This is a genomic window from Agrobacterium sp. FDAARGOS_525, from assembly GCF_003938925.1.
GTDB lineage: Bacteria > Pseudomonadota > Alphaproteobacteria > Rhizobiales > Rhizobiaceae > Agrobacterium > Agrobacterium pusense.
Genome location: NZ_RKIU01000004.1, coordinates 1441163 through 1467301 on the forward strand (window position 1 = coordinate 1441163; position 26139 = coordinate 1467301).

A 26139-nucleotide genomic window follows, 5' to 3' on the forward strand; every position below is an offset into this window, starting at 1 on the left:
TGTAGGGGTGGAGATCGGCGCTATGTGCGCGCCGGTCGCTGGTTACTGTTCGCGCGCGGCTGCCATATCGGCGTCTGTGACCGTCACATTGAGTTTCTTGGCGATTGCGACCACGCCTTTAGGGTAGAACTTCAGCGTTTCGCGAACGCCTTCCGTTCCATCATCCTTCCGATAGGACCTCGCAACATTCCGGCACAACCCTGCTTTTTCTTTTTCTGAATAGGCCAGCAGCTTGTTGCTACCGGTCTGCCGGTACGCCCACTTGTTCTGCTTCAACCATTCAACGAAACGGTTTTGCGGCATCTGCACCAGCTTGGCGGTTTCGCGAACGCCGAACATATCATCGGCGCCAGTGATGCGGTGAAGGGTGTCAACGTCTTCCTGCATCACTGTCATATCACGGCGCATGTCTGCGATCTGAAGGGCGTACCCTTGCGTGATCGCAAGCAGGTGTTCTGGATTCCGGATCAGGTCTTCGGCCGTCATGGGCTGACGGGCTGTTCCGTTCTCGTAATCATCGAACCGCTTGACGATTTCGATGGTCACCTCAGTGGCTATTACAGTCTCAGACTTCGCGGTGATGAAAATCGCCTGCTTGCGGTTGAGGTAGTTTACCTCCGCCGTGCCTCCAAGGCCTAAGCGGGACACCGTGACCCGCTTTCCAAGCTGCTCAAGCGCAGTGGCGTGACGCTTGATAAGCCTTCGTATGGACTTGGGATCTGTAAAGCCAAGGCGCTTTGCGAGAACGATGTCCTCGACGCGCGCTTCACCTTCGACCTTCTCGATAGTGAGGTTGCCAATTGAAACTGTTGGCACAGTTGTGCTATCCCTGTGATCGCTCATCAGGCAATTCCTTTGCTTCTGGTGATTTCGCAGCGGCGGGGATTGGCCTCGACAACTTTTCCCCGTTTGCTGCCTATTTTTCGGCCAAAGCCGACATTTCCGCTTTCAGTCCGCATTCGATCAGTTGGCGTATTGCCTTTCCGCGCGACCAGATCCTTTTTGACAAGCGGTATTCGTCAACCTTTTCCAGTAGACTTTCCTCCATCATCAGCGGCACTCGCTGATCAGTCGGTTCCTTTTTCATGGTGTGCTCCGTTTTCGTATTATCTTGCACAAGAAAACGTTAACCCTGTTTCGAAGTGTCGTCAAACGTTTTCTTGCGCAAGATAATCACTCATGTATAAAAGCGGGCATGGCTAGACCGAAGAAACCCGTTGACGAACTCAAAGACCAGCGCGTCCCGATCATGATGTCGGAAGACGAACTGAAGGCTGTTGATGACTGGCGGTTCGAAAACCGCATCGGGTCTCGCGGTGAAGCCATTCGAAGGCTTTGCCAGGTCGGTCTCAAAACCAGTGAAATGACCGACGTGCTACGGGATGGGGGGAATGAGCTTTCTGACCTTCTTACCCGAGCCTTCGATGAAGTGCTGCCAGATGGCGAGCCTTCATCAATGAATCCGGTAGACGCGATCCGATATATTGTGGAGATCGAAGAAGTATCGTCAAAAATCCTTGTTGCTTTGGGCGCTGTCGTTGACGCATCTGCGGCGATGCATGCCTTTGAAAGCGCTGAGCAGGCAATAAAGCACTTCAACGAGATCAAGCAGCAATATGCCAAGTTTCTCGAAGACGACGGCAGTAGCAAGAAAGACTGACGCATCACTCCGCTCCCATTGTCTGGAGAGCGTGGGCAACGTTGTCAGCTATCGACTTTGCGCTGAGAGCTACAGCTGAAACCGCAAACCCATCAGCGCCGCCTATGCCGTCACCCATCTTGTCGAGCGCGTGCAGCAGATCGTGGATTTCCTGAGTGTATTCGAGGAGTTCGGAAACGCGAGAAGGCGTAGCATGGGAACCGCCTTCCCGCGCTTCGTTCTCCGGCAGGGCCTCGTCTGCGAGGTGGACGGCCTCAAGGCCTGCCAGATTGGAAGGGATTTCCAGCGCGAGCAATTTGTGCAGCTTCAAGAGGTTGAGGCCAGACGGCGTGGTCTCGTCGCGCTCCCACTGGCTGACCGCCTGAACCGTGACGCCTAGAGCGTCTGCAACGTCGGCTTGCCCCATGTTGCGTGCGATACGCGCGTAGCGGATCTGTGGCCCGACGGTTGTGACGCGGCGCATGATGACCGCCTCGTCACCAACCTTCATTTCCACATTCATTGTGATTAGGCATGGAATAAGGACCCCGCACATGGGGTGATCGGCGTCCAAACGGGACCCCCATTTGCAATGGGGTTACAACAGCCTCCGGTTTCATCGGAGGCTTTTTGTTCGGATGCTTATTGTGGAAACAATTCTGAAGATACGGCGGCTAGCCCATGTTCAGGGCAAGTCGATCAAGGCGATCTGCCGGGAGTTGGGCATATCGCGGAAAGTGGTGCGGAAGGTTTTGCGCACCGATGAGACGGAGTTCAAATACGAACGGACCCGTCAACCTCAGCCGAAGCTCGGCCCCTGGCGCGGTCAGCTCGATGGAATGCTCCTCGCCAATGAGGCCAAATCTTCTCGCGAACGGCTGACACTGATCCGGATATTCGAGGACTTGCGCGACCTCGGCTACGAGGGCGGTTACGACACAGTCCGGCGTTACGCCCGAACATGGGCGAAGGAGCGCGGGTCCGTGACGGCGCAAGCCTATGTGCCGCTCTATTACGCGCCGGGCGAGGCCTACCAGTTCGACTGGAGCCACGAGATTGTCGTGCTGAACGGCGTGACGACGACGGTGAAGGTTGCGCATATCCGGCTCTGCCACAGCCGGATGATGTATGTGAGAGCCTATCCGCGCGAGACGCAAGAGATGGTCTTCGACGCCCATGACAGGGCGTTCGCTTTCTTCGGCGGGGCCTGCACGCGCGGCATCTATGATAATATGAAGACCGCGGTGGAGACGGTCTTCGTCGGCAAGGAACGGCAATACAATCGCCGCTTCCTACAGATGTGCAGCCATTACCTGATCGAACCGGTGGCCTGCACGCCGGCGTCGGGGTGGGAGAAAGGCCAGGTCGAGAACCAGGTCAATCTGGTGCGCGAACGCTTCTTCACGCCGCGACTGCGCTTCAAATCCTACGATGAACTGAATGGCTGGTTGCTGGACAAGTGCATCAGTTACGCCCGCGCTCATAAGCACGTCGATCAGACGGAGCGCACGATCTGGGAGGTGTTCGATGCGGAGCGGCCGCACCTGGTCGGCTATCCCGGCAAATTCGACGGCTTCCACGCTGTGCAGGCCTCGATCGGCAAGACCTGCCTCGTGCGTTTCGACAACAACAAATACTCGGTACTGTCTACGGCAGTCGGCCGCCCTGCCGAGATACATGCCTATGCAGATCGCATCGTCATCCGGCAGGATGGCGTGGAAATCGGCCAACACGATCGCTGCTTCGGCCGTGGCGAGACGATCTATAATCCCTGGCATTACGTGCCGGTCCTGACCCGCAAACCGGGAGCACTGCGCAACGGTGCGCCGTTCCACGACTGGGTTTTGCCCGCCGCCATGGAGAAGGTGCGCCGCCGGCTGAAGGCAATGCATGACGGCGACCGGCAGATGGTGTCGATCCTCGAATGCGTGGGCCTGGACGGGCTCCCCGCCGTCGAAGCGGCCTGCCAGGAGGCGATCGATCAGGGCGTGTTCTCGGCCGCCGTCATCATCAACATTCTGGCCCGCAAGCGTGATCCGCAGCCGGCCGCCATCCTTTCCATCCCCGATGCGCTTCGCCTGACCCATGAGCCTCTGGCCGACTGCGCCCGTTACGACAGCCTGAGGAGGGCAAGCTGATATGGAACGATCCCAAATCCTCGACATGATGGGCACGCTGAAGCTGTTCGGCATGCGTAGCGCCTATGACGAGATCATGGCCTCCGGCATCAAGCGACAGCACGAACCGCCGCGCATCGTCGGTGACCTGCTTCAGTCGGAGATCGCCGAGAAGCAAGCGCGCTCCATCAAATACCAGATCACCGTCGCCAAGCTGCCGCTGGCCAAGGACATCGACGACTTCGACTTCACCGACACGCCGGTCAACGAAGGCCTGGTGCGCCAACTCGCAACCGGGGCCTTCCTCGCCGAGCAGCACAATATCGTTCTGGTCGGCGGAACCGGCACGGGAAAGTCTCACCTGTCCATCGCCCTTGCTCGTGCTCTGATCCGCAATGGCGCACGCGGCCGCTTCTTCAACGTCGTCGACCTCGTCAATCGGCTCGAGACGGAGGCACGTAGCGGCAAACAGGGACGGCTGGCCGACTTCATCACCAGGCTCGACTTCGTCATCATGGACGAACTGGGCTATCTCCCATTTGCCCAGGCGGGCGGCCAGCTCCTCTTCCACCTCATCAGCAGGCTCTACGAGCGGACGTCCATCATCGTCACGACGAACCTGGCCTTCGGCGAGTGGCCGGCCGTATTCGGCGACGCCAAGATGACCGCCGCTCTGCTCGACAGGCTCACCCACCATTGCGAGATCGTGGAAACCGGGAACGAATCCTGGCGCTTTAAAAACCGCTCTCAAAGCTAAAGCCGAAAAGACAAACAACCCGCGCCCGCAGGCCCTTGCGCTAAATGGAGAGCCCCGGGCCTACGCGCGCTGACCCGATGCAACTAGAGGCAGGGGTCCCTTTTGGGAGCCGATAAGGGGTCCCGTTACGACGCCGATTGACACCCGGCGCCCTATGCGGGACTAAGCCGGGTTAAAGCCACAGCCTGGGACACATGGACGCCCGGGGAAACAGCGGCAGAAACAGAGCAGGCAGGGCAAACGGTAAGCCGCGTGGCTCATAACCTCGAAATATCCGGTTCAATTCCGGAGCCTGCAACCAATCGCATGACGACGCGGTAATCAGCCAAGGCCGTCCTCCCCGCAAGGGTGTAGAGTAATCCGAGTGTTTGGCGCTCGGCATGCGATCAAGCAGAACCCTAGAGGGTATATTGGTAGAGCGGTGGGAATTGATCAGCCTTCCTGCGACACTCGGTTAAGCTGGCGGTGCAATCCCGTCACTCTGCTCCAACATTCGCCCGATGGGCAACGAAGCGTGGGTTCCAACACGCCCCTCAGACTATTGGAACATCTGGCCCGGCGCTAACGCCTGATGAAGCGAAAGCAGAAACGGTAAACCCGTCGCGTGGAGTCTCCCCAGCCGGGGAATAACTGGAGACCTAGGAGGGGCACCAATTCGCCCAACAGGGCAACGGAATGCGAGGCGGCGCTGTAAAGCGAAAAGTCCGCCCCGGGCCAATACCCCGGTTGCACCCCTCGCAGCAAATCAGGAATCTCTAAAAGGCCAAGCGCGAAAATGCGCCGCTGAGTAAGGGAGGTATGGTCCGGATAATCCCCGGCATTCCTGACCAGAAGCACCGGGAGCGATATACCCGGAGAGACGTGGAAGCCGTCTCGCCTATCCGTAAGCCTTTAGGCAGGCATGTATCACCAGCCCCGCCCGTAACAAGGTGGGGCTGCAATCGTTTCAGGGGATGAGAGATGTTCAAGGGCTTGAAGCTTTTCAGCAAGACGAGCGACAAGAAGACATTCAACGTCGCCTCGTTCCACTCGCCTCACAGCCTCACTTGGTCGTGGATACTTAGCTTCCGTCGCCATGAGGTGATACGGCCAAAGTTCTATGCCCGCCGCAGCAAGGATGGCATCGGCGCAGGATTTGGCACTCTCATTTCCGCATATGCCTATCGAACCAACAACGGACTGACTTGGGACGTGTGCTTGTTCTGGCATGGTCTGCATTTCACTCGTCAATCTCCGATGTGGTATCGCGACATGTTTTGGCGCGCCGATGATGAGCGTGAGACGCTGAATCGGCGTGTTCGCCAGCTTGAGCGACAGGTCGAGGCGATGCCCTCGGCTGCTCGCAACCCCTCAGAAACTGGCGTTCATCTCCACTAACCCCATTCACCCGCCCACATGGAGAGAGCAATGCCTTGGTTCCGCAAGAAGCCTGTCGAGATAGAGGCATGGTGCAATACAGAAGATAAGCCTCATCGAAGCGAGATGCCCGGTTGGCTTTCTGAGGCGCTGGCGAACGGCACAGTATTTTGGTCTGGTGGATACCACGGCTACTTTTCGATCAAGACGCTCGAAGGTGAGATGCGTGCCGACTATGGTGACTGGATTATCAAGGGTGTCCAAGGTGAGCTATACCCGTGCAAGCCCGCCATATTCGGTGCCACCTATGAACCTGCCTGAAAGCCCGGCTGATTGGTGCCAACTTATTTCTGAGACGGTAGGCCTTCACCAAGGTACTTATCGATGCGGAGCCGCTTCAGATGTGTTGGCAAAGGTTCTGTCTTTACAGGGCTTCTCTGCTGCCATCGTTCGTGGAGAAGCTAATGGCATTGGTCATGTGTGGGTTGAAGTCGACGGCATCGTTTATGACCCGACGGTTGGGCAATTTAGCGGTGATGTCGCATATTCCGCGTTCCCCACCCCATGACCACCACCGAGCAAGAGCGGGAGAGGGAATATCGGTTGCGTTAGCGATTTGAACCAGCTTAATTCAGGAACTGCCGAAACATAGGATTAAGGTGAGGTTTAGATGAAAAAAATATTTGGGCCGTTTTTCTTTGCGTTTTTTGTGTTTCTCACTTTAGCGGCGTACGCTGAAGAAATACCAAAAGAAATACCTCTTCCATTTACACCGACTAAAATCATGCCTTGCGAGAATTGCTTCGATGTCGGCGGTTTCAAGACGAGGACACGCTGCAGTGAACTTGAAAAGCCCGCAGGCACTTGGGAAGAAAAGAAAATAGTCGAGCAAGTGAATTTCGTCACTCGACAGTATCTTGTCAGGCAGACAGAACCTTTCTTGGGCACAGTTATTTTTCGTCACAAGGATGAAGAAGCCAGTTACGACGTCAATATTACTTGTTCGTTTCCTTTGGTAGCCGAGGCCGCAGTTTCCATATCGAGGAGCACTAAGTATTGGGATGCGCGGAAAGCACCTTCGTTGTCGAGTGCGCTTGACGCTATCCATGCAAAGTACGGGAAACCTAACAATGAAGAGCTGAAGACTGGCGTCGCTAACATCGTTTATGTTCTCGGACCAAATTTTGAGAAAACGTCTCAAAAAGCAGTTTTTTACCAGCGTCCTATCTTGGATAATCGCGATGTTTACGCGGAAGAAATTTACGATATCTATCGATCTGGAGTCGGTATGTCGTTGACTTTCAACTTATACAACTGCCGGCAAGAGCCCGATCGCGTGTGCAGCATTTCGAGCTATTTGAACGACTATCGCACCTATTTGGTGGGCCGCAAAAGGTTTCAAGAAGAGATCGAAAAGTGGAAGCCACGGTTTGATAATTTTGTCGATTCACAAAGATATGGCAATCAGACTAAAGCGCCAAAGCTTTGAGCTGTTTTCGGAATCCGTATGCCCTTAGTCGGTGCAGAGCTACTCAGCGACCTCAGTAACGCGCAGAGGGTCGGGGTAAAAGGAGCTCAATTAGGTCGCCTTCGGATGCAGGAGTTGTCCAATACCGGACTGCTTCTATGGGCATGTAGTTGATGTAGCTATTTCCTCCTATTTTAGGGGTCGATATGAGCGAGAATGGCTAAGCTAACCACCCTCAAACCCCAGATCGCCACCATCAAGCCACTGATAGGCAGAGCAACAGGGGATGAGAAGGCAAGGCACCGTGAGCGCGATACCTCGCAGCAATGGCGCCAATGGTACAAGACCAGCAGATGGCAGAAGCTCAGATGGTCGATCTTGGTAAGGGATAACTTCACATGCCGGCGATGCGGCAGGGTCGATGTCTCCAAGAACGGTCTGCACTGCGACCATACAGAGAGACATGGTGGAGATGAGGCTAGGTTCTGGTCTGGTCCCTTCCAGACGCTGTGCGCGCACTGTCATAACAGCGACAAGCAACGCGAAGAGCGACGCGCATAGGTCTAGCCCTAAAGCAAATACCGGGGGGGTAGGCAAAACCTTGAAAAGGCATGTCTTTCTAGACCCGCGCCCCACTCACGCGCACAATTTTTTTACCGAAGCGAGAATTTGGAGCCATGGCAGGTAACAAAAACAGCGGTCGGCTGCCTTTTGCGCCTTCTGATGATGATCGCAACAAAGTCCGAGTTCTTCGGGCAAGCGGCATGTCTCAGGAGGCAATTGCAGAGGCGATCGGCATTTCGGTGAAGACGTTGGTGGTTCATTTTTCTGCTGACATGGAAATCGCAAGCGCAAAGGTGACGGCTGACATTCTGATGGCGCGCTATTCCGAAGCCATGAAGGGCAATGTGACGGCCCAGAACAAGATGCTCGAGCAGGTTGGTGCCGTGAAAGCGCAGGAGAAGCGCGCTCCGAAGCCGGAGAAGATGGGCAAGAAGCAAGAGCAGAAGCTGGCCGCCCATAGCGTCGGTGGCCGCTTTGCAACGCCGTCCGCACCGAAGCTGATCGTGAGCAATGATTGATGTGGGACACAAGCTGTCAGGATTGGGAGCGGCGCATTGTCGCCGGTGAATCGCTCATCCCGTTCGATCCATTGTTCCCAGAGGAAGCTGAAGCAGCGCTTGACGTCTTCAAGTCCCTCAAGATCGTGGATGCTCCTGGCAGCCCGACGTTCGGGGAGGCTTGCGAGGAGTGGGTATTCGATTTCGTCAAGGCCATCTTCGGCGCCTATGACCATGATAGCGCGAAACGGAATATCCGCGAGTTCTTCCTGCTGATCTCGAAGAAGAACTCGAAGTCGACCATCGCCGCCGGCATTATGCTGACGGCACTGATCCGCAACTGGCGACACTCGGCAGAACTGCTGATTTTGGCGCCGACGATCGAGATCGCGAACAACTCATATGGACCGGCCGCGGACATGGTGCGCGCTGATCCCGATCTGACTGACCTTCTGCACATTCAGGATAACTTCCGCACGATCACTCACCGGGTGACCGGAGCGAAGCTGAAGGTGGTGGCGGCTGACACTGATACGGTAGGCGGCAAGAAGGCTGCTTTCGTCCTAGTGGACGAACTCTGGATCTTCGGCAAGCGCAACAACGCGGATGCCATGCTCAGGGAGGCCACAGGCGGCCTTGTGTCGCGTCCAGAGGGATTTGTGATCTATCTATCGACGCAGAGCGATGCGCCGCCAGCGGGCGTCTTTAAGGCAAAGCTCGATTACTTCCGAGATGTGCGCGACGGGAAGATCGCCGATCGCAAGAGCCTCGGGGTGATCTATGAGTTTCCGAAGGCGATGATCGAGGCGGAATCATATCTCGATCCGCTGAACTTCTACATCACAAACCCGAACCTTGGCCGCTCTGTTAGCGCCGAGTGGATCGAGGAGGAACTGGTCAAGGAAGTTGCCAAGGACAGCGAGACGCGCAACACGTTCTTGGCCAAACACCTGAACATCGAGATCGGAATGAACCTCCGGTCTAACCGCTGGGCCGGTGCCGACTTCTGGGCCGACAAGGCCGATGACACAATCGATCTGGAAAGCGTTCTGGATCGTTCGGAGGTTGTCGTGGTCGGGATCGATGGCGGCGGCCTCGATGACCTTTTCGGGCTGACGGTGCTGGGACGTGAACGAGGCTCCCGCGATTGGCTGTCCTGGTCGCATGCGTGGTGCCACAAGGGCGTCTTGGAGCGGCGCAAGTCGATTGCCTCGAAGCTCAACGACTTCAAGCGCGACGGGTTACTGAGAATCGTTGATGACGAGCTGAAGGATATCTCCGAGATCGTGGAGATCATCTCCGACATCAAGGCCCGCGGGCTGTTGGCCTCTGTCGCTGTTGACCCGGCCGGCCTTGGCGAGATGATCGAAGCTTTGGCCGAGATCGACGTGACGCAGGAGGCTGGAAATCTCGTCGGCGCGCCTCAGGGCTACGCGATGATGAACAGCATCAAGACGGCTGAGCGCAAGCTTGCGAACGGCACCTTGAAGCATGCTCCGTCCGCTCTGATGGACTGGTGCGTGTCAAACCTGAAGATCGAGCCCACGGCTACGGCCATTCGGGCGACGAAACAGAATGCGGGCGATGCAAAGATTGACCCTGTCATGTCGCTTTTTGACGCCGTGACGGTCATGAGCAGAAACCCAGAAGCACCGGGGGCCGGAATGGACGATTATTTCAAGAGCCTGGCAGGTGCAGCGTGAACGCAATCCAGAAGATCAAGAGCGCGATTGTTCGGCGCCTGACCGTTCGGGAGCCGGACGGCTGGTATCCTGACGCGATGCGCGGCGATGCGGGCGAACTGGTGACGGACAGAACCGCGCTGTCTCTGTCGGCTGTCTGGGCCTGCGTCAACTTGCTTGCCGGCACCATCGCCAGCCTGCCATTGATGGTCTATCGCACCGATGCGCAGGGAAAGCGCACAGTGGCGCGCGACCATCGGCTCTATCGTGTGCTTCACGACAGCCCGAACTATGACCAGACGGCGGTCGACTTCTGGGAGTTCGTCAGTGCCTCGCTCGAACTGTGGGGCAACGCCTATGCCCGCATCGAGCGCAGCGGCGGCCAAGTCTCTGGCCTTCATCCCGTCGCGCCGAACCTTGTTTCGGTTCGCAGGCTGAGCAATGGATCGATCGAATACCGCTGGACCGAGGATGGCAAGTCCTATGTCGAGACAGACGGTGCCATGATGCATATCCGCGGCTTCGGCGGCAACCCGCTTGGCGGCATGTCGACGCTGCATTTCGGCCGGAACACCTTCAGCCTGGCGCGGGCGGTTGATCGCTCGGCTGGCAGTACGTTCAAAAATGGTCTGCGCCCATCTGGCGTGCTGACTTTCGCAGCATGGCTGTCGCCAGAGCAGCGAGAGATCGCGAAAACCAATCTCGTTGAGAACTATCTCGGCGCGATGAACTCCGGTCGACCACTCATTCTCGAAGGCGACACGAAGTGGCAGCAGCTCACGATAACGCCTGAAGACGCGCAGATGCTGGAATCTCGCAGTTTCTCAGTAGAGGAAATCTGCCGGTTCTTTGGCGTGCCTCCTCACATGGTTGGCCGGACTGAGAAGTCCACCAGTTGGGGAACGGGCCTTGAGCAGCAAACCCTGGCGTTCCAGAAGTTCACACTTCGCCGCCGGCTGAAGCGCATCGAGCAGGCGCTGGAGAAGCAACTGCTCAAGCCGGAAGACCGAGCCAGCGGTATCACGATTGAGTTCAACCTTGAAGGCCTCCTGCGCGGCGATAGCGCGGCAAGGGCGAGCTTCTATCAGTCTGGCCTCACCAACGGCTGGATGACGATCAACGAAGTCAGAGCGCTCGAAAACATGCCTGCCGTCGATGGCGGCGATGTCCCGCGTATGCAGATGCAGAACGTTCCGATCACTCAGGCCGGAACGCAGACCCAACTGCCCCCTCCCAACGAGGAATGAACGACATGAAAACGAAGGATTTCGCCCTGCAGGTCAAAGACCTGTCGGAAGACGGCACCTTTGAAGGCTACGGTTCCATCTTTGGGAACATCGACAGCTACGGCGAAAAGGTGATGCCCGGCGCTTTCGTTGAGAGCCTGGCCAAGCACAAGCGTGAAGGCTCCAACGTCCTGATGCTCTGGAACCATGATGCCCACCAGCCGATCGGGGTCTGGGAGGATTTGGCCGAGGACGCAAAGGGCCTGTGGGGCAAGGGCCGGTTCCTGCTTGATATCCAGCGGGCGCGCGAGGTCCACACGCTTGCCAAAAACAAGGCCATCGGCGGTCTGTCCATCGGCTATCGTGAGGAAGATACCGACCAAGACGGCGCCGTTCGGCTCCTGAAAAAGCTCAATCTTTACGAAATCTCTCCGGTGACATTCCCGGCCAACCGCCGCGCCCGGATCGAGAGCGTCAAATCAGAACGCATGGATGAGTTCGCCCGCCGACTGCGCGACGGCGATCCCATGCCGATCAAGGATTTCGAGGACATCCTGCGCGAGGCAGGGGTTCCGAAAAGCATGGCTGTTGCGATCGCCTCGCACGGCTATGCCAAGGCCATTCGGAGCGATTCCGAGGGCGATAAGGCGAATGACACGGCTGCGTTCCTGAAAGCTCTGCGGGCCAGCTAATCCCCAACATCGCTCTTAGGAGAAAACCATGAGCAACGAAAACAAGTCGGTGGCCGATCTCGCCGCCGAGATCAAGGCTGAGCAGCGCCAGGCGGTTGACGCTGTCAAGGCGATTGCCGAGGAAGCCCTTGGCAAGGCGAAGTCCGGCGAAGAACTGACGGCTTCTCTCAAGGAAAAGGCCGACGAAGCCCTTCTGAAGATGAACGGCCTGACCGAGCAGATGGCCGAGCTGGAACAGAAGATGGCCCGCGGCGGCAAGGGCGGTGACGATCCCGCCAAAACTCTCGGTGAGCAGTTCGTTGAATCGGAAGGCTTCAAGTCGTTCCAGGACAGCAAGTTCTCCAAGAGCGCACGCGGCGCTGACCTGAAGGTGAAGGCAACGCTGACGTCGGCGACGACTGATGCTGCCGGCTCCGTTGGTGACGCAATCGCCAATACTCGCCTGCCTGGCATCCTTCCGCTGCCCCAGCGCCGTCTCACCGTTCGCGACCTGCTTTCGCAGGGCCGAATGGACGGCAACACGCTGGAATACGTGAAGGAAACCGGCTTCACCAACAACGCGGCTGGTGTCGCCGAAGGCGCTCTGAAGCCTTCGTCCGATCTCAAGCTCGATCTGGTGACGACGTCGGCAAAGGTAATCGCCCACTGGATGAAGGCATCCAAGCAGGTTCTGGACGATATCTCGCAGCTCCGCTCGATGATCGACCAGCGCCTCCTCTACGGCCTCGCCTATGTGGAAGAAAACCAGCTGCTCAACGGCGATGGAACCGGCCAGAACCTGAACGGTATCATCCCGCAGGCAACCGCCTACTCGGCGCCGATCACTCTGGCTTCTCCGACCAGCATCGACATGATCCGTCTGATGATGCTCCAGGCGGCGCTGGCCGAGTATCCGTCCACCGGTATCGTGATGCACCCGAGCGATTGGGCGTGGATCGAGACGCTGAAGGACACCACCGGCCGCTACATCATCGGCAATCCGCAGGGCACCATCAGCCCGACGCTGTGGGGCCTGCCGGTCGTGGCAACCCAGGCGATGACGGTCGACAAGGTTCTCGTCGGTGCGTTCAAGCTCGGCGCCCAGGTGTTCGACCGCTGGGATGCCCGGATCGAGGCGGCCTACGTCGATGACGACTTCATTCGCAACCTGATCACGATCCTTGCGGAAGAGCGTCTCGCTCTGGCGGTCTATCGTCCTGAAGCCTTCATCTACGGCGATTTCGGTCGCGTGACCTGATCGGCTTCGGCTCATCAAGGAGGGCAGCTTCGGTTGCCCTCTCTATGAACCGAAGGAGAGCCATCATGAAAACCTATGAAGTCCTTCGCCAGCACTTCGGCGACAAGATGTACATGCCGGGAGACACCCGCGAAGCCGCGCAGGGCGAAGTTCAGCACCTGATCAACAACGGCGTGCTGCGCGAGACGAAAGCTAAGGCTGATCCCGCGCCGTCGAACAAGGCCGAGAAGGCCGCCCCGAAAAACAAGAGCGCTTGATCCATGCACCGTCCCGTCCGCGTTACCGCGCCAGAAGCGCTGCCAATCTCTCTCGAAGAGGTGAAAAAGGCCCTGCGCGTCGACAGCGCGGATGATGACGAGATGCTGACAAGCCTCATCCAGTCCGCGGTCGACCATTACGAAGGCTGGACTGGCGTGCTCGGCATCTGCCTTGTCGAGCAAACCTGGCGCCAGGCATTTGATAGGTTCGAGCAGTGCCTGCGACTTCCGCTCGGCCCGGTGATCGCAGTGGACGGCGTCAAGACACGCGACAGCGCCGGGACCGAGACGCAGATCCCGTCGACAGACTATGCCGTCGAGACGGATGCCGCCGGCCGATCATATGTTCGGTTCGTGGATGGCTTCACCATGCCGAGCGATACTGCGCTTCGTTCCGCAATCTCGGTCGAGTACCGCGCTGGCTGGCCTATCGTAGACGACAAGCCGACCGTCCCGGCCGACATACTCACCGCTATCATCGCCCGCGTCCAGATCGGATATGAGCAGACTGCGACCGATGCCGGCCAGACAATCGCCAACATGGAACGCGCCCTTATTGCCAAGTGGCGCCGACCGCTGCTGTAGGAGGCCCAGATGGCCCGTGTACGCTTCAAACAGGACTTCGACTACAAACCCACGACCCAGAGCACAATCGGCTACAAGGCGGGCTGGGAGGGCACTGTAAGGCGCGAGTGCGCGGAAGAAGCCGTCGCCGCCGGTAAGGCTGAATGGGCCGGTAAAGACGCGGAGGCAAAGCAGGATGGCGAAGCCGAGATCAGCCGGTGATCTGCTCCACCGTGTCGCATTCGACAAGCGCGAAGAAATAGACCGTGGAGATGGCGTCTTTGTGGGTCAGTGGGTCGAACAGTTTCAGGTCCGGGCAGGCTTTGCGCATTTGCGCGGCGGCGAAAGCATCATGGCTGATCGCCTTCAAGGGCAGCACACACAGGTCATATTCGTTCGCTCGTCTTCGCAGACACGGTCAGTGGATACGGACTGGCGGGTAAGGGATGCTCGAACCGGAACCGAGTTCAACATCCGCGACGTGACGCCGACCAATGACCGGCAGTGGCTTGATTTCCTCTGTCAGAGTGGCGTGGCAAGCGGATGACGAAAATCAAAGGCCTTGATCGCCTCAACAGGAAGCTGGCGAAATTGCCAGCGGTTGCCAAGCAGATGATCCGGCAGGCAATGGAAGCCAAGGCGAACGAAATCGTCGCCATGATGAAAAACCTTGTCCCGGTCGATGACGGCACGCTGCGCGACAGCATCGGCTGGACTTGGGGCAAGGCTCCGAAGGGCTCGCTCACTCTTGCTTCAGTCCAGGCGACAGGCGACAGCGATATGACGCTGACGATCTACGCTGGCAACAAAGAGGCTTTCTATGCCCGCTGGGTCGAGTTTGGCACGGCGCGGCACGAGAATGGTGGCCTGTTCGCAGGCTCAATTCATCCCGGCACGACAGCGCAGCCGTTTTTCTTCGTCTCCTGGCGGGCAAACAAACGGCGCACCGTCCGCGCGATACGCAAGGCGTCGCGAGACTCAGCAAAGAAGGTGGCGGCAGGATCATGACAAACGACGCTGCGCATGAACTGCAGGTGGCCATTGTCACCGCCTTGAAAGCTGATCCGGATGTGGCCGCGCTGGTCAGCAATCGTATCTATGACCGAGTGCCAACGACTGATGGCAAAATCACGGCGACATTTCCCTACATCTCGTTCGGGCCGGTGCAGGACTTGCCGGAAGACGCCGACTGCATCGAAGCATCCGAGCTGGTCATCCAGTTGGACGCATGGTCACGCGATCCCGGCTTCATGGAAGGCCGCAAGATAGCCAAGGCCATCAAGAAGGCGCTGGACGAGCAGAGCCTGCCACTGGCCGACAATGCCCTTGTTTATTTCGAGTTCGACGGCCGCCGCGATCTACGCGCGCCGGATGGCTTGACAACCCAGATCGTCAGCACGTTCCGCGCTGGCGTCGAGCATCACTGAAAACGCCAACACAGGAGGCCGCAATGGCTCAGGCAACCACCATCAAGGGGGGCAAGATTCGCGTGCTCCTTGGAAATTCGGCAACGCCGATCGTTTACAGCGCGCCATGCGGCTTTACGCAGCGGTCGATCACCCTGAACAAGGGGCTGGAAGAAGTCCAAATCCCAGATTGTACAGATCCTGATAAGGTCGACTGGGTCGGACGTGACGCGACGTCGCTTTCCATGAGCATTTCTGGCGAGGGCGTGCTCGCGTCCGAGAGCGTCGATACCTGGCTGGAAGGCTTCGATAAGATCGACAGTATCCCGGTAAAAGTCGAATGGGAATTTCCCGCGAAGACGATCACATGGACCGGGAAAATGCATATCGAAAGCATGGAGGTTGGAGCCAGCAATGGGCAGCGGGCGACTAACAATGTCTCTATGCAGAGCGACGGCGCGATGGTCCGTGTCACAACGCCGAAGACCTGATGATGAGGGACGCGACTGTTACCTTCGACTGGGCAGACGGAACGCATTCGTTCCGCCTTGCCTGGGGGCAACTGGCAGAGCTTCAAGAGAAGTGCGATGCCGGCCCCTATGTCGTGCTCCAGCGCCTGCACAACGGCGAGTGGCGCATCGAGGACATCAGCAACATCATCAGGCTTGGCCTGATCGGTGGCGGCATGGAGCCATCGCAAGCGTTAAAACTTGTGCGCCGATATGTCGAGGCCCGCCCGCCGATGGAAAATCTCATCCCCGCGCAGGTCATTCTCTCTGCTGGCCTCACCGGTGCGCCGGAGGAGAAGGTGGGGGAGGACGACGCAGCAAATCAAACCGAAAACAGCTCGATGAACTCCCAAACGGAAAGCTGAGATTTGCTGCGCTCTACGGGACCGGCGCGGTAATGGGTTTCACCCCGCAACAGGTCAACGACATGACTGTGTGGCAATTCTTGGCGGCTGTTGATGGCTACGTCGAGGCCAACTCACCGGATGACGGCGGGCTGACGGCGAAAGAAGTCGATGAGCTTTGGGAGTGGGTGCGGGAGTGAACCCTCACCATGCTCCGAAATTGTCCAAGTCCTGTTTTGGCTTCTGGACAGTCTGATTGTTGGCCAATGCCTCTTTATACTTTTTGGGAACATAACCGAGGGTGCGGGCACCGCAACTCGGGCATTTGTAGGCGCCGCTTCCAAAAACAGTGACGAGCAACCATACCGGAATCCAAAACCCAGCAGTCACGACCGACAGCAAAAGGTGCAGTACGTGATTGGGGGTCTGCCTCTCGGCCAGAACCATCCGCACTTCTTCTTCGCAGAACATTCTCTTCTTTTGAATTCCCACCGCCGCATCTCCCGTTTGGCCAATAGCTAGAAGGTTCGTTTCTAAATGGCAACAGATCTTGAACGCCTTGTTGTTCAGCTTTCTGCCGACGTTAAGGGGTATGAGCGCGCGCTTGCAAGAGCTCGTGGCGAAACGAATAAACAGGCTAGAGCGATCGAGAGTCGGTTCGCATCAATGAACAAGCGGCTGGCTGCCGGCTATTCCGGGATTGCTGCAAGCGCTTCGAAAGCATTTGCCCTGATCGGCGGCGCTCAAGGTTTTCGGCAGTTGTCGGATAGCGGTACGCGCATCACCAACTCCCTGAAGGTAGCGGGCCTCGCCGGCGAAGAACTCGAAAGTGTGTATCAGAAGCTTTTCACGGCAGCCCAGAAGAACGCGGCGCCTCTCGAAACCCTGGTCCAGCTCTATGGTCGCGTGTCCTTGGTCCAGAAAGAGCTCGGTGTATCGTCGGACGAGATCATCAGCCTTTCCAGCAACGTTGCCTTGGCGCTGCGCGCGTCGGGCCAGTCAAGCCAGGAAGCCTCCGGCGCCCTATTGCAGCTTTCGCAGGCGTTGGGCGCAGGCGTAGTCCGTGCCGAAGAATTTAATTCGATCCTCGAAGGCGCACCGACTATTCTGCAGGCGGCTGCCGCTGGCATCAAGCAGGCCGAAGGATCGGTCGCGAAGCTCAGGGCGATAATGCTGGAAGGCAAGCTTTCCTCAAAGGCATTCTTTGACGGCATCAATGCGGGTGCGCCCGTGCTTGAGCAAAAGGTTGCTGGTGCGGTGTTTACCGTTGATCAGCGCTTGGAGAAACTTCGCACCGCTCTAACGAATTCCGTCCGCAGGTTCAACGAATCTACGCAAGCCGCGAATACGTTCGGTTCGGCCATCGACAACATGGCGAGTTTCATAAACAGCGTAGATATGGATGGGCTAGGATCTGATATTGGTGCCATCATAAAGCTTCTAAATGAAGGTGCGACCGCGGCGCAGAACATGGCCGAGTGGATTGGTAGGATTAGCGGCCTTCAAAATATCGGCGCCGGTGTGGTTGATGCGCTCGGCGGGAAGGACGGCAAGGTTTCCTACCTTGGCGGCGCGCTGACGATAGAGTCTACCGTCAAGTCCGCCGATAAGCTGAACGACATCACAGCCAAACGCCTCGACCTTGAGAAACAGATTGCTGAAATCAAAGCCAATCCCATGAATGTCCTTGGGCAGGCAGAGGTTCGTCAACTGGAAGGTCAAATAAAGGGGTTACAAGAGGAAGCCGCAAAGCTCGCTCCAACTGCTGTTCAGACGGCCCTCGAAAAGACAAAAATCGAATACCCGTCAACTGCGCCAACAATTGGGTCTGGCGGTTCTGGTAAGAAATTCACGCCGATCGACATCACCGATCCTCAATATCAGGTGACATCGAATGGCGGCGGCGGGAAGGGTGGGAGATCAGGCAGCACTCGCGTCGACGACTACCAACGCGAAGTCGATCAGATACGCGCTAGGACCAAAGCTTTAACCGAGGAAACGGCAGCGCAAAAAGTTCTAGACCCACTCGTAAACGACTACGGGTATACGCTGGAATTTGTCCGGGCCAAGCAAGACCTTCTCACTGCTGCCCAAGAGGCAGGCGTCAAGATCACGCCCGAGCTGACAAAGTCGATCGAGGGGCTGGCTGCTGGCTATGCGAATGCTGTTGTCGCTTCCGAGCAACTGGCCGAAAAGCAGGATGAGATTCGCCAGCGCGCCGAAGAAGCCATGGCCACCGCCAAGGACGTTACGCGCGGCATTATCGACGGCTTCGTAGAGGGCGCCAGCGCGGCGGATATCTTAGCCGACAGCCTCAAGAAGATCGGCAACGCGCTGATCGATGACGTGTTGAACAGCATCTTCAAGGTCAACAACGCTGCTGGTGGCGGCGGTGGGTTCTTGAGCGGCCTGTTCAGTCTGTTTGGCGGTGGTGGCAAGAGCAGCTTCCCTTCGTCTCCGGGCGGCCTGTATTCAGACGGCGGCTACACCGGCGACGGCGGCAAGTATCAGCCTGCTGGCGTCGTGCATAAAGGCGAATACGTCTTTGACCAGGCGGCAGTTAAAGCTGCCGGTGGCCCTGCGGCGATGGAAGCCATGCGGCGCAATCTCAAAGGCTACGCCAACGGTGGGCCGGTAGGAATTTCTGTCCCGAGTGTGCCGAGTTTGCGGTCAATGTCAGCGCAATCTGCCGGTGTCGTCGTCAACTTCAATCCAGTCGTCGACAACCGCGGCGCATCTGTTGAAGCAGTCGCTCGACAGGAAAAGGCGCTGGCCAAGATGCAGGGCGAGTTGCAGAGCCGCGTTGAGGCCGCTGTTCGGTCGGCTCAGAAACGAAACGTGAAGTTGGGGTAGGGCGGCAATGGTGCCGCCTCGACGGTTTTAGGAGATGGTATTGCCCGTAGCAAATGAAGCCCCGCGCTAGCTGGGGCTACCGTTTTCCTGCATCGTACTCAGCGGCATATTCGTTGTATTTTTCTACTACAAGCCTGATTTCGTCACTGCTTACGCACTGGTACCGGTCGAGGACGGCTTGGAGATTTTCATCATACTTCATGCACTCGATTAACGACGGTATATTCCACTTCCAAAAATCGAGCTGTAATCTGGTAGATATCGCGGCATGGCGCTGCATGTTCGATAAGCCGCCATATCGGTTCGCTTGTTGAACCCCGTTGAAAATCGCGATGCCAGCCGCGATGAATGAAGGTATGCCGACCGCAGCGCCGATAAGAAGCCATGTACGCCTGGTTCCGTTTTCGATCAGGTGACCTAACCCGTGTAAGCCAAGATATATTAGGCCGCCGATTATGTAGATTATGAAAATGCAAATCACGATTAAAAAAGGAATGAATATCATGCTTGACTGATCCCGCGCGACAGTTGCCGTTGCTTATACTGATAAGTAATAATGCAATTCAAGCACGAGGTGCGCCATTAGTTAATCCCGTACGCCTAAGATGTCTGGCCGTGAGGGAAGGTTCTGGTTAGGCGCGGTATGTCGCGGATGGTTAGGCAGGCATGCCACGGCTAGTCGAGTTTTGGAAGGCAAGGCTGGCAAGGCACGGTTTGTCATGGTGACGCATGGCGTACCGGGTTCGGCCAAGGCAGGCAAGGTAAGTCTAGGCAAGCCGCGTTGATGCATGGATTGTCGTGGCTGATGGGATCAACAAAAGAGGCGGCTCCGGCCGCCTCAACTGTTTTAGGAGATGGATATGGAACCCCCGAAAAAGAAGAGCGTAAAATCCGAAATAGATCGTCCGGTCTCGATCTTCGATGCAGTAATCCTTCCTTTGCTGATCGATACCAAATCAGATCGGCTTGATCGTTCCAACAATAGTCTTCACGGTCTTTGAGGCGCCGTCCTTAATCTCCGCGACGTCGGCATCGCTGACGCCATAAAAACCGACGTTAGCTTCGATTGCAGTTAATGTCTGGCTGAGCAACCCATCAAGCTGTTTCTGAAACTGCTGCTTGTCGGATGAAAAGTGAGTGTCCGCGATCAAACGTCTCAGTAGTTCTTGAACCCCTAGTTTCCATGCGGTGTCGTGAATGTCTTCTCTCATGCGTCACTCCTTTAGCTTGGCGCTAGAAAAGGAGCACGGACGCAATCGGGAGTCGAGTCCCCGCAAGAGGCGGAATCCACAATGACAATCACATACCCGCTCCCAACTTCGTTTTTCGATGAGTTCCCTGGTTGGTCGACCGAGTTCAATCTGCTCTGGCGACAGGAGCAATCGCGCACAGCTGGCGGCCGGACTGTCGTCAAGGACATGGGCTCGCCGCTCTGGCAGATGACGGCGCAGTCACGCTCGATGAAGCCGAACGAACTGGACTATTGGCGTGCGCGGCTCACGAGCTTGGAAAACGGGCTCAAGACGTTTCGCGCATTCCCGAAGTCTCGCTGTTTCCCGGTGGCGTATCCGAATGGGGCGATCATAGGGAATGTTGTCCCTAATCCAAGTTTCGAGAACGGAACGACTGGTTGGACGTTCGGGTCAACTGCGGGGCTTTCGAGCGATGCAAGAACCGGCGTTCGTGCCGCTGCGCTGACGAAATCGGGAAGCCTCGGCTTCGGGTCTGCGGTCCGTATTCCGGTTATTGCTGGTAGCTCTTATTCGTTGACAGGATGGGTAAAGGGAGATGTGGCCAGCAGTTCAGGTGGCTACATAAGAGCGCTTTGGTTTGCTGCGGCAACAGGAGGCACGTCGATATCATTCACGGATGCGGCTGGCAATGTTGCTCTGTCTCAGTCGTATCGACAGGTTGGCGGCCGGGTGACGGCCCCGGCAACCGCAACGCATGTTCAGATTCAGGTCTATCACACGACCGGCTCAACGGCCGGGACCATGCTTGTTGATGATCTGGACTTCAGTAGCGCAGCTGTGGTCGCTACCATTGCCGCAAACCGAAAAGAGATTTCGCTGTCCAGTCTTCCCGCTGGCTACGTTGCTTCCGTTGGGGATTACATCCAGATCGGCGACAAAGACCTGCACATGGTCATGGAGCCAGCGACGGCAAGCGCCAGCGGCGTGACATCGCAGTTTGAGGTCCGTCCGCATCTATGGCCGGGCGTTACGGCGCCTGTCGCCGCCACGCTGGTCAAGCCTTCCTGCGTCATGGCGATCGTGCCTGGTTCGATTTCGACAACTGCCGACATGGCCACTGGTCGCGGCACAGTCACGTTTCAGGCGATTGAAGCAAGATGATTTGAGTTGGCAAGGGGTGGTGAGGTGATGGCTGAAGACATGATTGAGCGGGTGGCGCGGGCGATCTGTGTTGCATCTGGGTTAGATCCCGACAGGCCATTCTCATCTTCAAACTACAGCAAGGAAACGGAGCCTCAGGAGTTCGCATGGCATGAGTTCCTGCCTGAGGCCCGCGCGGCTATCAACGCGATGCGCGAGCCGACGCGGGCAATGCATGAGGCCGGTCTGGCGACGACGGGCATGCCGAGCAATACCTATCGCGACATGATTGACGCCGCACTGGGCAAATAACCCGACACCCACGTAGGTCAAAATGAGAAACATATCAGCAGAAAACCTTGCAGCGCTTGAGGCGCGGCAGCTGGTGGCGCGTGACTTCCTATGGTTTGTTGCGCGCGATCGGGCGACTGGCGAGCCGGTCACCGATGGCATGTGGTCGGACGTCGGAAACGTGTCGGCCGCCATCGTGCACCCGGACACGGGCTTGCCGGTCACTCGTGACTGGTACGGCTCTGGCACGCTGGTGCAGATCGATGACATTCCGCTCGTCGCCAACCTTTCGGTCCAGAACGTCAATATTCGCCTGTCTCAGGTCAGCGAGCACGTGCAGACGCTGGTGAGGCAGTATGATTGCCGGCAGGCTCGGGTCGAGATTTATCGAGGTCTGTTCGACCCGGACAGCCGCCAGATGGTGGCGCCGGCTGAATGCCGCTTCGTTGGCTTTGTCGACACCATCACAATCAACACGCCTTCTGAGAACGAAGAGGGCAGCGTGACGATGGTTTGCGCCAGTCACACGCAGGAAATGACGCGTTCCAACCCGTCGACGCGCAGTCACGCGACGCAGGTGCTGCGACAGGCTGGTGACGCTTTTTACACCGATGCAGACACATCGTCCGAGTGGGAGTTCTTCTGGGGCTCTGAGAAGGGCAAGGTTGCCACACAAAAGAAGCGCAAGAAGCTGTTCGGTATATTCTGATGGATGTCCGCTTCGCACAGCGCGAGGACCGCGACCGCATTGTGGCGCTCCTGCGTGAGAGCCACGCGGCCGCAGGGTTCACCTTCCCGTTCCAAGCAGCTTACGCCGATCAACTGTTTCAGCAGCATCTGGCGTCGGACAAGGCCTGCGTTCTCGTCGCAGGCGATCCAGCGCAGGGCGTTCTTATGGCCTGCGCTTTTGAACATCCCTTTGGTGCTGGCCGGATTGCCAAAGAGACGGTCTGGTACGTCACGACGGCGGCGCGCGGTCGAGCCGCAATCAAGATGCTTGATGCCTACGAGACATGGGCTCGCTCAGTCGGCTGCGTCTCTGCCGGCATGGCTTCACTGGCAACCAATGACGTCTCCAGCCTCTACGAGCGGCGCGGCTACAGCGCTGTCGAAACACATTTCATGAAGTCGCTCTAGCGGCATTCCTTCGGCGCCATCCGCGCCCCGCGCGCATTGCGCATCCCAAGGAAAATCGATGGCTATTTTCACGGCTATTGCATCCGTTTTTACGGCTGTGGGCAGTTTTATTGGCGGCCTTGGTGCGGTCGGCGCGTTCCTGCTGAAAACTGCGGTTGGCCTAGGCGTCAGCCTTCTGGCGCAGTCTCTCGCTGGGAAGCCCAAAGACCCGACGTTCTCCATAAACGGCACACTGCAGGGCGGCGGCGATGTTGCTCGCTCCTTCATCATGGGCCGCACAGCCACCGCTGGTTCGCTCGTGTTCGTCAATACCTGGGGGCAGGACGGCGATACGCCGAACGCCTATCTGACGCAGGTTATTGCGCTGTCGGATTTGCCTGTGCGTGGCCTTGCTGAAGTCTGGGTCAATGGCGAGCGTGTGACGCTCGGCGGGCTGACGGATCGCGGCTATGCGGTCAACGAGTATCCGGACAGTCTCTGGATCAAGTTTTACGACGGCACGCAGACGACGGCCGACAGCTTCCTGTTCACGTCGGTTTCTAACGGCAACAGGTGGTGGAACCCGGATCGTATCGGGCGCGGTGTTGCTTATGCCATTGTCACGGCTCGCGTCTCGAAGAACATGTTTTCTGGCGTGCCTTCCTTCAAGTTCCTGCTCGAGGGCCTGCGCCTCTACGATATCTCGCGTGACAGCACGCAAGGCGGCGTTGGTCCGCAGCGCTTCGCTGATCCAGCGACGTGGGGCGGCGACGGTGATTTCCTGCCGGCAGTGCAGATTTACAATCTACTGCGCGGCATCACCTATAACGGCCAGTGGTTCTATGGCCTGCAGAACCTTTCCTCTTCACGCCTGCCTGCCGCAGCATGGATTGCGCAGATCGAGAAGCATCGAGCCGGCACGCTTGAATCAACGGGCTGGGTAAACACCTACCGCAGTGGCGGTGAAATTCAGGTCGATGCACCGCTGACCTCCGCCGTCGAGGCGTTGCTGACGGCTTGCCAAGGCCGGATATCGGAAGTCGGCGGCGTCTATTATCTGCACTCCGGTGCACCTGATGCTCCCGTTATCGCTTTCACCGACGATGATATCCTATCCACAGAAGAGCAGGAGTTTACGCCGTTCCTCGGGCTGGCCGACACGATCAACGGTGTTTCGGCAAACTATCCTTCGCCGGCAGATGGCTGGGTCGCCAAGACAGCCCCGCCGCTCTATCGGACAGACCTTGAAGCGATCGACGGCAATCGCCGCCTGATGGCTGATGTCGACCTGAACTTCGTTCCCTACCCGGAGCAGGTTCAGCGCTTGATGAAATCTGCGCTTGAGGAGGCTCGGCGCTTCCGCAGGCATACGATTGTCCTGCCGCCAAAGTTCTGGGCCTACGCCACGCCGGGAACGGTGTTTTCGTGGACGTCAGAGCGCAACGGCTACATCGCCAAGCTGATGCGTATCGACGGTGTTGCCGATCGCGCCAATCTCGACGTGATGATCGACATCACTGAGATTGATCCGGCCGACTATGATTGGAGCAGCGATACCGAATTCAAGCCGCCTGTTGACGGCCAGCTTGGTGTCATTCGTCCGACACCACAGCCGATCGTCGACTGGTTTGCGGAACCGGCCACGGTCAAGGACAGCTCCGGTGAAGATCGCCGACCGGCTATTCGGCTGACCTGGGATAACAGCGATGGGCGCCTCGATGACGTGATCGGCATCGAATACGAGGTGAGACTACAGGCCACGCTGGAGAAAATCTCCGAGGGCCGAACCGACCAGCCCCAGGTTGGCTCTATGCTCATCTCGCAAAGCCTGCTGCCGGCTGAAAGCTACGTCGTCCGCGGGCGATACATCCCCGGCGGCGATAGGCCTGTCTTGTGGTCTGGGTTCATTCCCGTCATCACGCCTAATGTCTTGCTGACCGACAAGGATGTGTTCGTCGATGTCGACTTCTCCGGCATCGATAAGCAGCTCTCGTGGCTCTACGACAACGCGCGCACGTCGCGAGATCGCATTCAGGCTCTCATCACTGCCCAGCTGGAAATGCCAGCTGCAGCAATGGAGCACAGCGAATCCATCAGGCGCGACTTGTCGCTGGCGCTGGGCAGTGCTCGTGCAGACTATCGCGAGAAAATCGAGATAGCGGTCAGCGAAACGGCGGCCGTTGGCACGAAGCTGGAAGAGTTGACCGTCAGTGTAGGGCAGAACATTGCTTCGCTTACCAGCCAAGTACAGGTCGCTGTTGATGGTACGCAGGCGGTTGCCACAAGGGTTGACAGCCTTGAGGTGGAGTTCGACGACGCCACTGCCAGCCTGACAAGTCAGATCATCGCCGTCGCCAATGCCAATGAGGCGCTCGTAGGCAGGGTTGACGAAATCGAGGTGGATTTTGGCGCGGCGACTGCTCAGCTGTCTACCGACATTCTCGCGGTGGCGAATGCTACCTCGGCGCTGGCCACTCGGACGGATACGCTCACTGCGGCCCTCGGCGGGAACAATGCCCAGGTCAACGTGAAGTGGGAAGCGAGCGCAGGGCCGTCTGGCTACGCCGCTCGCTACGCAATTGTTGCGGCCGTGAACGATGCATCGTTCCGGTCAGCAGCGTTAATGCTGGATGTTCCATCAAACCCGGCCAGCCCGACGCGTGTCATTCTGAAGGCGCAGCAGATCATTATCGGCAATGATGACGCTTCGATAGTCCGTAACCCGTTCGTATATCAGGGCAACGTCCTCTATCTCGATGACGTCAGGGTTAACAGCCTGTCCGCGTTGTCGGGCGAGCTGGGCAATGTCAATATCGAAAATGCGATTGTTGGCAATCTTCAGGTCGGCACGTCCAATATCGCTCCCGGCGCTGTCAGCGTCGCCGTGTCTGCATCCTCTGGAACCCTGGTGGTCGACCACGGCGCAGGTGCTCCAAACGTCCTGATAATATGGAAAACAAGAGGAACCATGTCCACTACGGTCAATCCTCCGGGGTTGGCGACCGCGTCTATGACATTGTCGGAAAGCGGCAACATTATCGACACCCAGCACAGTTCTTCTGTCCAGGGTGGAGCAACCGCATATGTGGCTTCCTCTGTGAACTTCATTCCGCCATCTGGCAGAACGCAGACGACATTCACGATTGGAGGCGCTTCTGGCCCTTCGGGAAGCCTTCAAGGCGGAAGTTTGGTCTCACAAATCACGGCGCTGGTGTTCAAGCGCTAACCCTC

The 26139-nt window shown here is 57.6% G+C and carries 33 protein-coding genes and 1 tRNA gene; 28 read left to right on the forward strand and 6 right to left on the reverse strand.

Going from position 1 to position 26139, the window contains the following annotated elements:
• Positions 1-42: 42 nt before the first annotated feature.
• Positions 43-843, reverse strand: coding sequence for a phage antirepressor KilAC domain-containing protein (locus EGT36_RS23040; RefSeq protein ID WP_125271120.1), 801 nt, complete (start codon positions 841-843; stop codon positions 43-45).
• Positions 844-916: 73 nt separating this feature from the next.
• Positions 917-1087, reverse strand: a complete 171-nt coding sequence (locus EGT36_RS30625; protein WP_172965698.1) for a hypothetical protein — start codon at positions 1085-1087, stop codon at positions 917-919.
• Positions 1088-1195: 108 nt separating this feature from the next.
• On the opposite strand from EGT36_RS30625, the gene EGT36_RS23045 reads away from it, so the two are divergent.
• Positions 1196-1660: a hypothetical protein gene (locus tag EGT36_RS23045; RefSeq protein WP_125271121.1), complete on the forward strand. Its 465-nt coding sequence runs from the start codon at positions 1196-1198 to the stop codon at positions 1658-1660.
• A gap of 4 nt (positions 1661-1664) precedes the next feature.
• Here EGT36_RS23045 and EGT36_RS23050 read toward each other — a convergent pair whose 3' ends face one another.
• On the reverse strand, positions 1665-2150 hold the full coding sequence (locus tag EGT36_RS23050) for a helix-turn-helix transcriptional regulator (protein WP_172965699.1): 486 nt from the start codon (positions 2148-2150) through the stop codon (positions 1665-1667).
• Between the two features lie 127 nt (positions 2151-2277).
• On the opposite strand from EGT36_RS23050, the gene istA reads away from it, so the two are divergent.
• The 21 genes from istA (at position 2278) to EGT36_RS30630 (ending at position 16515) form a co-directional block, all read left to right on the forward strand.
• On the forward strand, positions 2278-3777 hold the full coding sequence (istA, locus tag EGT36_RS23055) for an IS21 family transposase (protein WP_052821263.1): 1500 nt from the start codon (positions 2278-2280) through the stop codon (positions 3775-3777).
• A 1-nt stretch (position 3778) separates the two neighbouring features.
• On the forward strand, positions 3779-4513 hold the full coding sequence (istB, locus tag EGT36_RS23060) for an IS21-like element helper ATPase IstB (protein WP_003501246.1): 735 nt from the start codon (positions 3779-3781) through the stop codon (positions 4511-4513).
• Between the two features lie 227 nt (positions 4514-4740).
• Positions 4741-4810, forward strand: a tRNA-Met gene (locus EGT36_RS30375).
• A gap of 663 nt (positions 4811-5473) precedes the next feature.
• Positions 5474-5890: a hypothetical protein gene (locus EGT36_RS23065; RefSeq protein WP_125271040.1), complete on the forward strand. Its 417-nt coding sequence runs from the start codon at positions 5474-5476 to the stop codon at positions 5888-5890.
• Positions 5891-5920: 30 nt separating this feature from the next.
• Positions 5921-6190, forward strand: a complete 270-nt coding sequence (locus tag EGT36_RS23070) for a hypothetical protein (RefSeq protein WP_125271041.1) — start codon at positions 5921-5923, stop codon at positions 6188-6190.
• A complete protein-coding gene (locus tag EGT36_RS23075) occupies positions 6177-6437 on the forward strand; it encodes a hypothetical protein (protein ID WP_125271042.1) in 261 nt (86 codons plus the stop codon). The genes EGT36_RS23070 and EGT36_RS23075 overlap by 14 nt, the downstream gene beginning before the upstream one ends.
• Before the next feature lie 102 nt (positions 6438-6539).
• The gene (locus EGT36_RS23080) at positions 6540-7358 is read left to right on the forward strand and encodes a hypothetical protein (RefSeq protein WP_125271043.1); all 819 of its coding nucleotides are present in this window, start codon (positions 6540-6542) and stop codon (positions 7356-7358) included.
• Between the two features lie 743 nt (positions 7359-8101).
• Entirely contained in the window at positions 8102-8419 is a 318-nt protein-coding gene (locus EGT36_RS23090; protein ID WP_125271123.1) for a hypothetical protein, read from the forward strand.
• A complete protein-coding gene (locus EGT36_RS23095) occupies positions 8419-10101 on the forward strand; it encodes a terminase large subunit (RefSeq protein WP_125271124.1) in 1683 nt (560 codons plus the stop codon). The genes EGT36_RS23090 and EGT36_RS23095 overlap by 1 nt, the downstream gene beginning before the upstream one ends.
• Positions 10098-11327: a phage portal protein gene (locus tag EGT36_RS23100; RefSeq protein WP_125271047.1), complete on the forward strand. Its 1230-nt coding sequence runs from the start codon at positions 10098-10100 to the stop codon at positions 11325-11327. Before EGT36_RS23095 ends, EGT36_RS23100 begins: the two co-directional genes overlap by 4 nt.
• 5 nt (positions 11328-11332) lie before the next feature.
• The gene (locus EGT36_RS23105) at positions 11333-11998 is read left to right on the forward strand and encodes an HK97 family phage prohead protease (RefSeq protein ID WP_063950524.1); all 666 of its coding nucleotides are present in this window, start codon (positions 11333-11335) and stop codon (positions 11996-11998) included.
• Positions 11999-12026: 28 nt separating this feature from the next.
• Positions 12027-13235, forward strand: a complete 1209-nt coding sequence (locus EGT36_RS23110; RefSeq protein ID WP_045534037.1) for a phage major capsid protein — start codon at positions 12027-12029, stop codon at positions 13233-13235.
• 65 nt (positions 13236-13300) lie between these two features.
• Positions 13301-13492 (forward strand): hypothetical protein, encoded by a 192-nt coding sequence (locus EGT36_RS23115; RefSeq protein ID WP_086132836.1) that lies wholly within the window; start codon positions 13301-13303, stop codon positions 13490-13492.
• Between the two features lie 3 nt (positions 13493-13495).
• On the forward strand, positions 13496-14077 hold the full coding sequence (locus EGT36_RS23120) for a head-tail connector protein (protein WP_125271125.1): 582 nt from the start codon (positions 13496-13498) through the stop codon (positions 14075-14077).
• 9 nt (positions 14078-14086) lie between these two features.
• Positions 14087-14278: a hypothetical protein gene (locus EGT36_RS23125; protein ID WP_125271126.1), complete on the forward strand. Its 192-nt coding sequence runs from the start codon at positions 14087-14089 to the stop codon at positions 14276-14278.
• Complete coding sequence (locus EGT36_RS23130; RefSeq protein WP_125271127.1) at positions 14253-14603, forward strand: phage head closure protein; 351 nt, start codon at positions 14253-14255, stop codon at positions 14601-14603. Before EGT36_RS23125 ends, EGT36_RS23130 begins: the two co-directional genes overlap by 26 nt.
• Positions 14600-15064: an HK97-gp10 family putative phage morphogenesis protein gene (locus EGT36_RS23135; RefSeq protein WP_125271128.1), complete on the forward strand. Its 465-nt coding sequence runs from the start codon at positions 14600-14602 to the stop codon at positions 15062-15064. Before EGT36_RS23130 ends, EGT36_RS23135 begins: the two co-directional genes overlap by 4 nt.
• Positions 15061-15483 (forward strand): DUF3168 domain-containing protein, encoded by a 423-nt coding sequence (locus EGT36_RS23140; RefSeq protein WP_112635757.1) that lies wholly within the window; start codon positions 15061-15063, stop codon positions 15481-15483. Before EGT36_RS23135 ends, EGT36_RS23140 begins: the two co-directional genes overlap by 4 nt.
• A 23-nt stretch (positions 15484-15506) precedes the next feature.
• On the forward strand, positions 15507-15953 hold the full coding sequence (locus EGT36_RS23145; protein ID WP_125271129.1) for a phage tail tube protein: 447 nt from the start codon (positions 15507-15509) through the stop codon (positions 15951-15953).
• A complete protein-coding gene (locus EGT36_RS23150) occupies positions 15953-16336 on the forward strand; it encodes a gene transfer agent family protein (protein ID WP_125271130.1) in 384 nt (127 codons plus the stop codon). The genes EGT36_RS23145 and EGT36_RS23150 overlap by 1 nt, the downstream gene beginning before the upstream one ends.
• Positions 16337-16368: 32 nt before the next feature.
• The gene (locus EGT36_RS30630; RefSeq protein ID WP_172965658.1) at positions 16369-16515 is read left to right on the forward strand and encodes a hypothetical protein; all 147 of its coding nucleotides are present in this window, start codon (positions 16369-16371) and stop codon (positions 16513-16515) included.
• Positions 16516-16519: 4 nt separating this feature from the next.
• Here EGT36_RS30630 and EGT36_RS23155 read toward each other — a convergent pair whose 3' ends face one another.
• On the reverse strand, positions 16520-16807 hold the full coding sequence (locus tag EGT36_RS23155) for a hypothetical protein (RefSeq protein ID WP_125271131.1): 288 nt from the start codon (positions 16805-16807) through the stop codon (positions 16520-16522).
• 45 nt (positions 16808-16852) lie between these two features.
• On the opposite strand from EGT36_RS23155, the gene EGT36_RS23160 reads away from it, so the two are divergent.
• Positions 16853-19168 carry a tape measure protein gene (locus EGT36_RS23160; RefSeq protein ID WP_125271132.1) on the forward strand — a complete coding sequence of 772 codons (2316 nt, stop codon included), beginning with the start codon at positions 16853-16855 and terminating at the stop codon, positions 19166-19168.
• 76 nt (positions 19169-19244) lie between these two features.
• Here EGT36_RS23160 and EGT36_RS23165 read toward each other — a convergent pair whose 3' ends face one another.
• Both EGT36_RS23165 and EGT36_RS23170 read right to left on the reverse strand, forming a co-directional pair.
• Entirely contained in the window at positions 19245-19673 is a 429-nt protein-coding gene (locus EGT36_RS23165) for a hypothetical protein (protein WP_125271133.1), read from the reverse strand.
• A gap of 451 nt (positions 19674-20124) precedes the next feature.
• Positions 20125-20379 (reverse strand): hypothetical protein, encoded by a 255-nt coding sequence (locus EGT36_RS23170; protein WP_125271134.1) that lies wholly within the window; start codon positions 20377-20379, stop codon positions 20125-20127.
• Between the two features lie 81 nt (positions 20380-20460).
• On the opposite strand from EGT36_RS23170, the gene EGT36_RS30635 reads away from it, so the two are divergent.
• From EGT36_RS30635 to EGT36_RS23200, 5 genes are read left to right on the forward strand one after another with little or no spacing between them, the layout of a single operon-like run.
• Positions 20461-21522: a carbohydrate binding domain-containing protein gene (locus EGT36_RS30635; protein WP_172965700.1), complete on the forward strand. Its 1062-nt coding sequence runs from the start codon at positions 20461-20463 to the stop codon at positions 21520-21522.
• 27 nt (positions 21523-21549) lie between these two features.
• Entirely contained in the window at positions 21550-21813 is a 264-nt protein-coding gene (locus EGT36_RS23185; protein ID WP_125271135.1) for a hypothetical protein, read from the forward strand.
• A 22-nt stretch (positions 21814-21835) separates the two neighbouring features.
• Positions 21836-22501, forward strand: coding sequence for a hypothetical protein (locus EGT36_RS23190; RefSeq protein WP_125271136.1), 666 nt, complete (start codon positions 21836-21838; stop codon positions 22499-22501).
• The gene (locus EGT36_RS23195; protein WP_125270944.1) at positions 22501-22929 is read left to right on the forward strand and encodes a GNAT family N-acetyltransferase; all 429 of its coding nucleotides are present in this window, start codon (positions 22501-22503) and stop codon (positions 22927-22929) included. The genes EGT36_RS23190 and EGT36_RS23195 overlap by 1 nt, the downstream gene beginning before the upstream one ends.
• A 58-nt stretch (positions 22930-22987) precedes the next feature.
• Positions 22988-26134 carry a phage tail protein gene (locus EGT36_RS23200; RefSeq protein WP_286084331.1) on the forward strand — a complete coding sequence of 1049 codons (3147 nt, stop codon included), beginning with the start codon at positions 22988-22990 and terminating at the stop codon, positions 26132-26134.
• The last annotated feature ends 5 nt before the right edge of the window (positions 26135-26139 follow it).

Excerpts from the sequence above, each read along its gene's own strand:
- EGT36_RS23040 (WP_125271120.1), bottom strand. The coding sequence starts at position 843 with ATGAGCGATCACAGGGATAGCACAACTGTGCCAACAGTTTCAATTGGC.
- EGT36_RS30625 (WP_172965698.1), bottom strand. The coding sequence starts at position 1,087 with ATGAAAAAGGAACCGACTGATCAGCGAGTGCCGCTGATGATGGAGGAA.
- EGT36_RS23045 (WP_125271121.1), top strand. The coding sequence starts at position 1,196 with ATGGCTAGACCGAAGAAACCCGTTGACGAACTCAAAGACCAGCGCGTC.
- EGT36_RS23050 (WP_172965699.1), bottom strand. The coding sequence starts at position 2,150 with ATGAAGGTTGGTGACGAGGCGGTCATCATGCGCCGCGTCACAACCGTC.
- istA (WP_052821263.1), top strand. The coding sequence starts at position 2,278 with ATGCTTATTGTGGAAACAATTCTGAAGATACGGCGGCTAGCCCATGTT.
- istB (WP_003501246.1), top strand. The coding sequence starts at position 3,779 with ATGGAACGATCCCAAATCCTCGACATGATGGGCACGCTGAAGCTGTTC.
- EGT36_RS23065 (WP_125271040.1), top strand. The coding sequence starts at position 5,474 with ATGTTCAAGGGCTTGAAGCTTTTCAGCAAGACGAGCGACAAGAAGACA.
- EGT36_RS23070 (WP_125271041.1), top strand. The coding sequence starts at position 5,921 with ATGCCTTGGTTCCGCAAGAAGCCTGTCGAGATAGAGGCATGGTGCAAT.
- EGT36_RS23075 (WP_125271042.1), top strand. The coding sequence starts at position 6,177 with ATGAACCTGCCTGAAAGCCCGGCTGATTGGTGCCAACTTATTTCTGAG.
- EGT36_RS23080 (WP_125271043.1), top strand. The coding sequence starts at position 6,540 with ATGAAAAAAATATTTGGGCCGTTTTTCTTTGCGTTTTTTGTGTTTCTC.
- EGT36_RS23090 (WP_125271123.1), top strand. The coding sequence starts at position 8,102 with ATGTCTCAGGAGGCAATTGCAGAGGCGATCGGCATTTCGGTGAAGACG.
- EGT36_RS23095 (WP_125271124.1), top strand. The coding sequence starts at position 8,419 with ATGTGGGACACAAGCTGTCAGGATTGGGAGCGGCGCATTGTCGCCGGT.
- EGT36_RS23105 (WP_063950524.1), top strand. The coding sequence starts at position 11,333 with ATGAAAACGAAGGATTTCGCCCTGCAGGTCAAAGACCTGTCGGAAGAC.
- EGT36_RS23110 (WP_045534037.1), top strand. The coding sequence starts at position 12,027 with ATGAGCAACGAAAACAAGTCGGTGGCCGATCTCGCCGCCGAGATCAAG.
- EGT36_RS23115 (WP_086132836.1), top strand. The coding sequence starts at position 13,301 with ATGAAAACCTATGAAGTCCTTCGCCAGCACTTCGGCGACAAGATGTAC.
- EGT36_RS23120 (WP_125271125.1), top strand. The coding sequence starts at position 13,496 with ATGCACCGTCCCGTCCGCGTTACCGCGCCAGAAGCGCTGCCAATCTCT.
- EGT36_RS23125 (WP_125271126.1), top strand. The coding sequence starts at position 14,087 with ATGGCCCGTGTACGCTTCAAACAGGACTTCGACTACAAACCCACGACC.
- EGT36_RS23130 (WP_125271127.1), top strand. The coding sequence starts at position 14,253 with ATGGCGAAGCCGAGATCAGCCGGTGATCTGCTCCACCGTGTCGCATTC.
- EGT36_RS23135 (WP_125271128.1), top strand. The coding sequence starts at position 14,600 with ATGACGAAAATCAAAGGCCTTGATCGCCTCAACAGGAAGCTGGCGAAA.
- EGT36_RS23140 (WP_112635757.1), top strand. The coding sequence starts at position 15,061 with ATGACAAACGACGCTGCGCATGAACTGCAGGTGGCCATTGTCACCGCC.
- EGT36_RS23145 (WP_125271129.1), top strand. The coding sequence starts at position 15,507 with ATGGCTCAGGCAACCACCATCAAGGGGGGCAAGATTCGCGTGCTCCTT.
- EGT36_RS23150 (WP_125271130.1), top strand. The coding sequence starts at position 15,953 with ATGATGAGGGACGCGACTGTTACCTTCGACTGGGCAGACGGAACGCAT.
- EGT36_RS30630 (WP_172965658.1), top strand. The coding sequence starts at position 16,369 with ATGGGTTTCACCCCGCAACAGGTCAACGACATGACTGTGTGGCAATTC.
- EGT36_RS23160 (WP_125271132.1), top strand. The coding sequence starts at position 16,853 with ATGGCAACAGATCTTGAACGCCTTGTTGTTCAGCTTTCTGCCGACGTT.
- EGT36_RS23165 (WP_125271133.1), bottom strand. The coding sequence starts at position 19,673 with ATGATATTCATTCCTTTTTTAATCGTGATTTGCATTTTCATAATCTAC.
- EGT36_RS23170 (WP_125271134.1), bottom strand. The coding sequence starts at position 20,379 with ATGAGAGAAGACATTCACGACACCGCATGGAAACTAGGGGTTCAAGAA.
- EGT36_RS30635 (WP_172965700.1), top strand. The coding sequence starts at position 20,461 with ATGACAATCACATACCCGCTCCCAACTTCGTTTTTCGATGAGTTCCCT.
- EGT36_RS23185 (WP_125271135.1), top strand. The coding sequence starts at position 21,550 with ATGGCTGAAGACATGATTGAGCGGGTGGCGCGGGCGATCTGTGTTGCA.
- EGT36_RS23190 (WP_125271136.1), top strand. The coding sequence starts at position 21,836 with ATGAGAAACATATCAGCAGAAAACCTTGCAGCGCTTGAGGCGCGGCAG.
- EGT36_RS23195 (WP_125270944.1), top strand. The coding sequence starts at position 22,501 with ATGGATGTCCGCTTCGCACAGCGCGAGGACCGCGACCGCATTGTGGCG.
- EGT36_RS23200 (WP_286084331.1), top strand. The coding sequence starts at position 22,988 with ATGGCTATTTTCACGGCTATTGCATCCGTTTTTACGGCTGTGGGCAGT.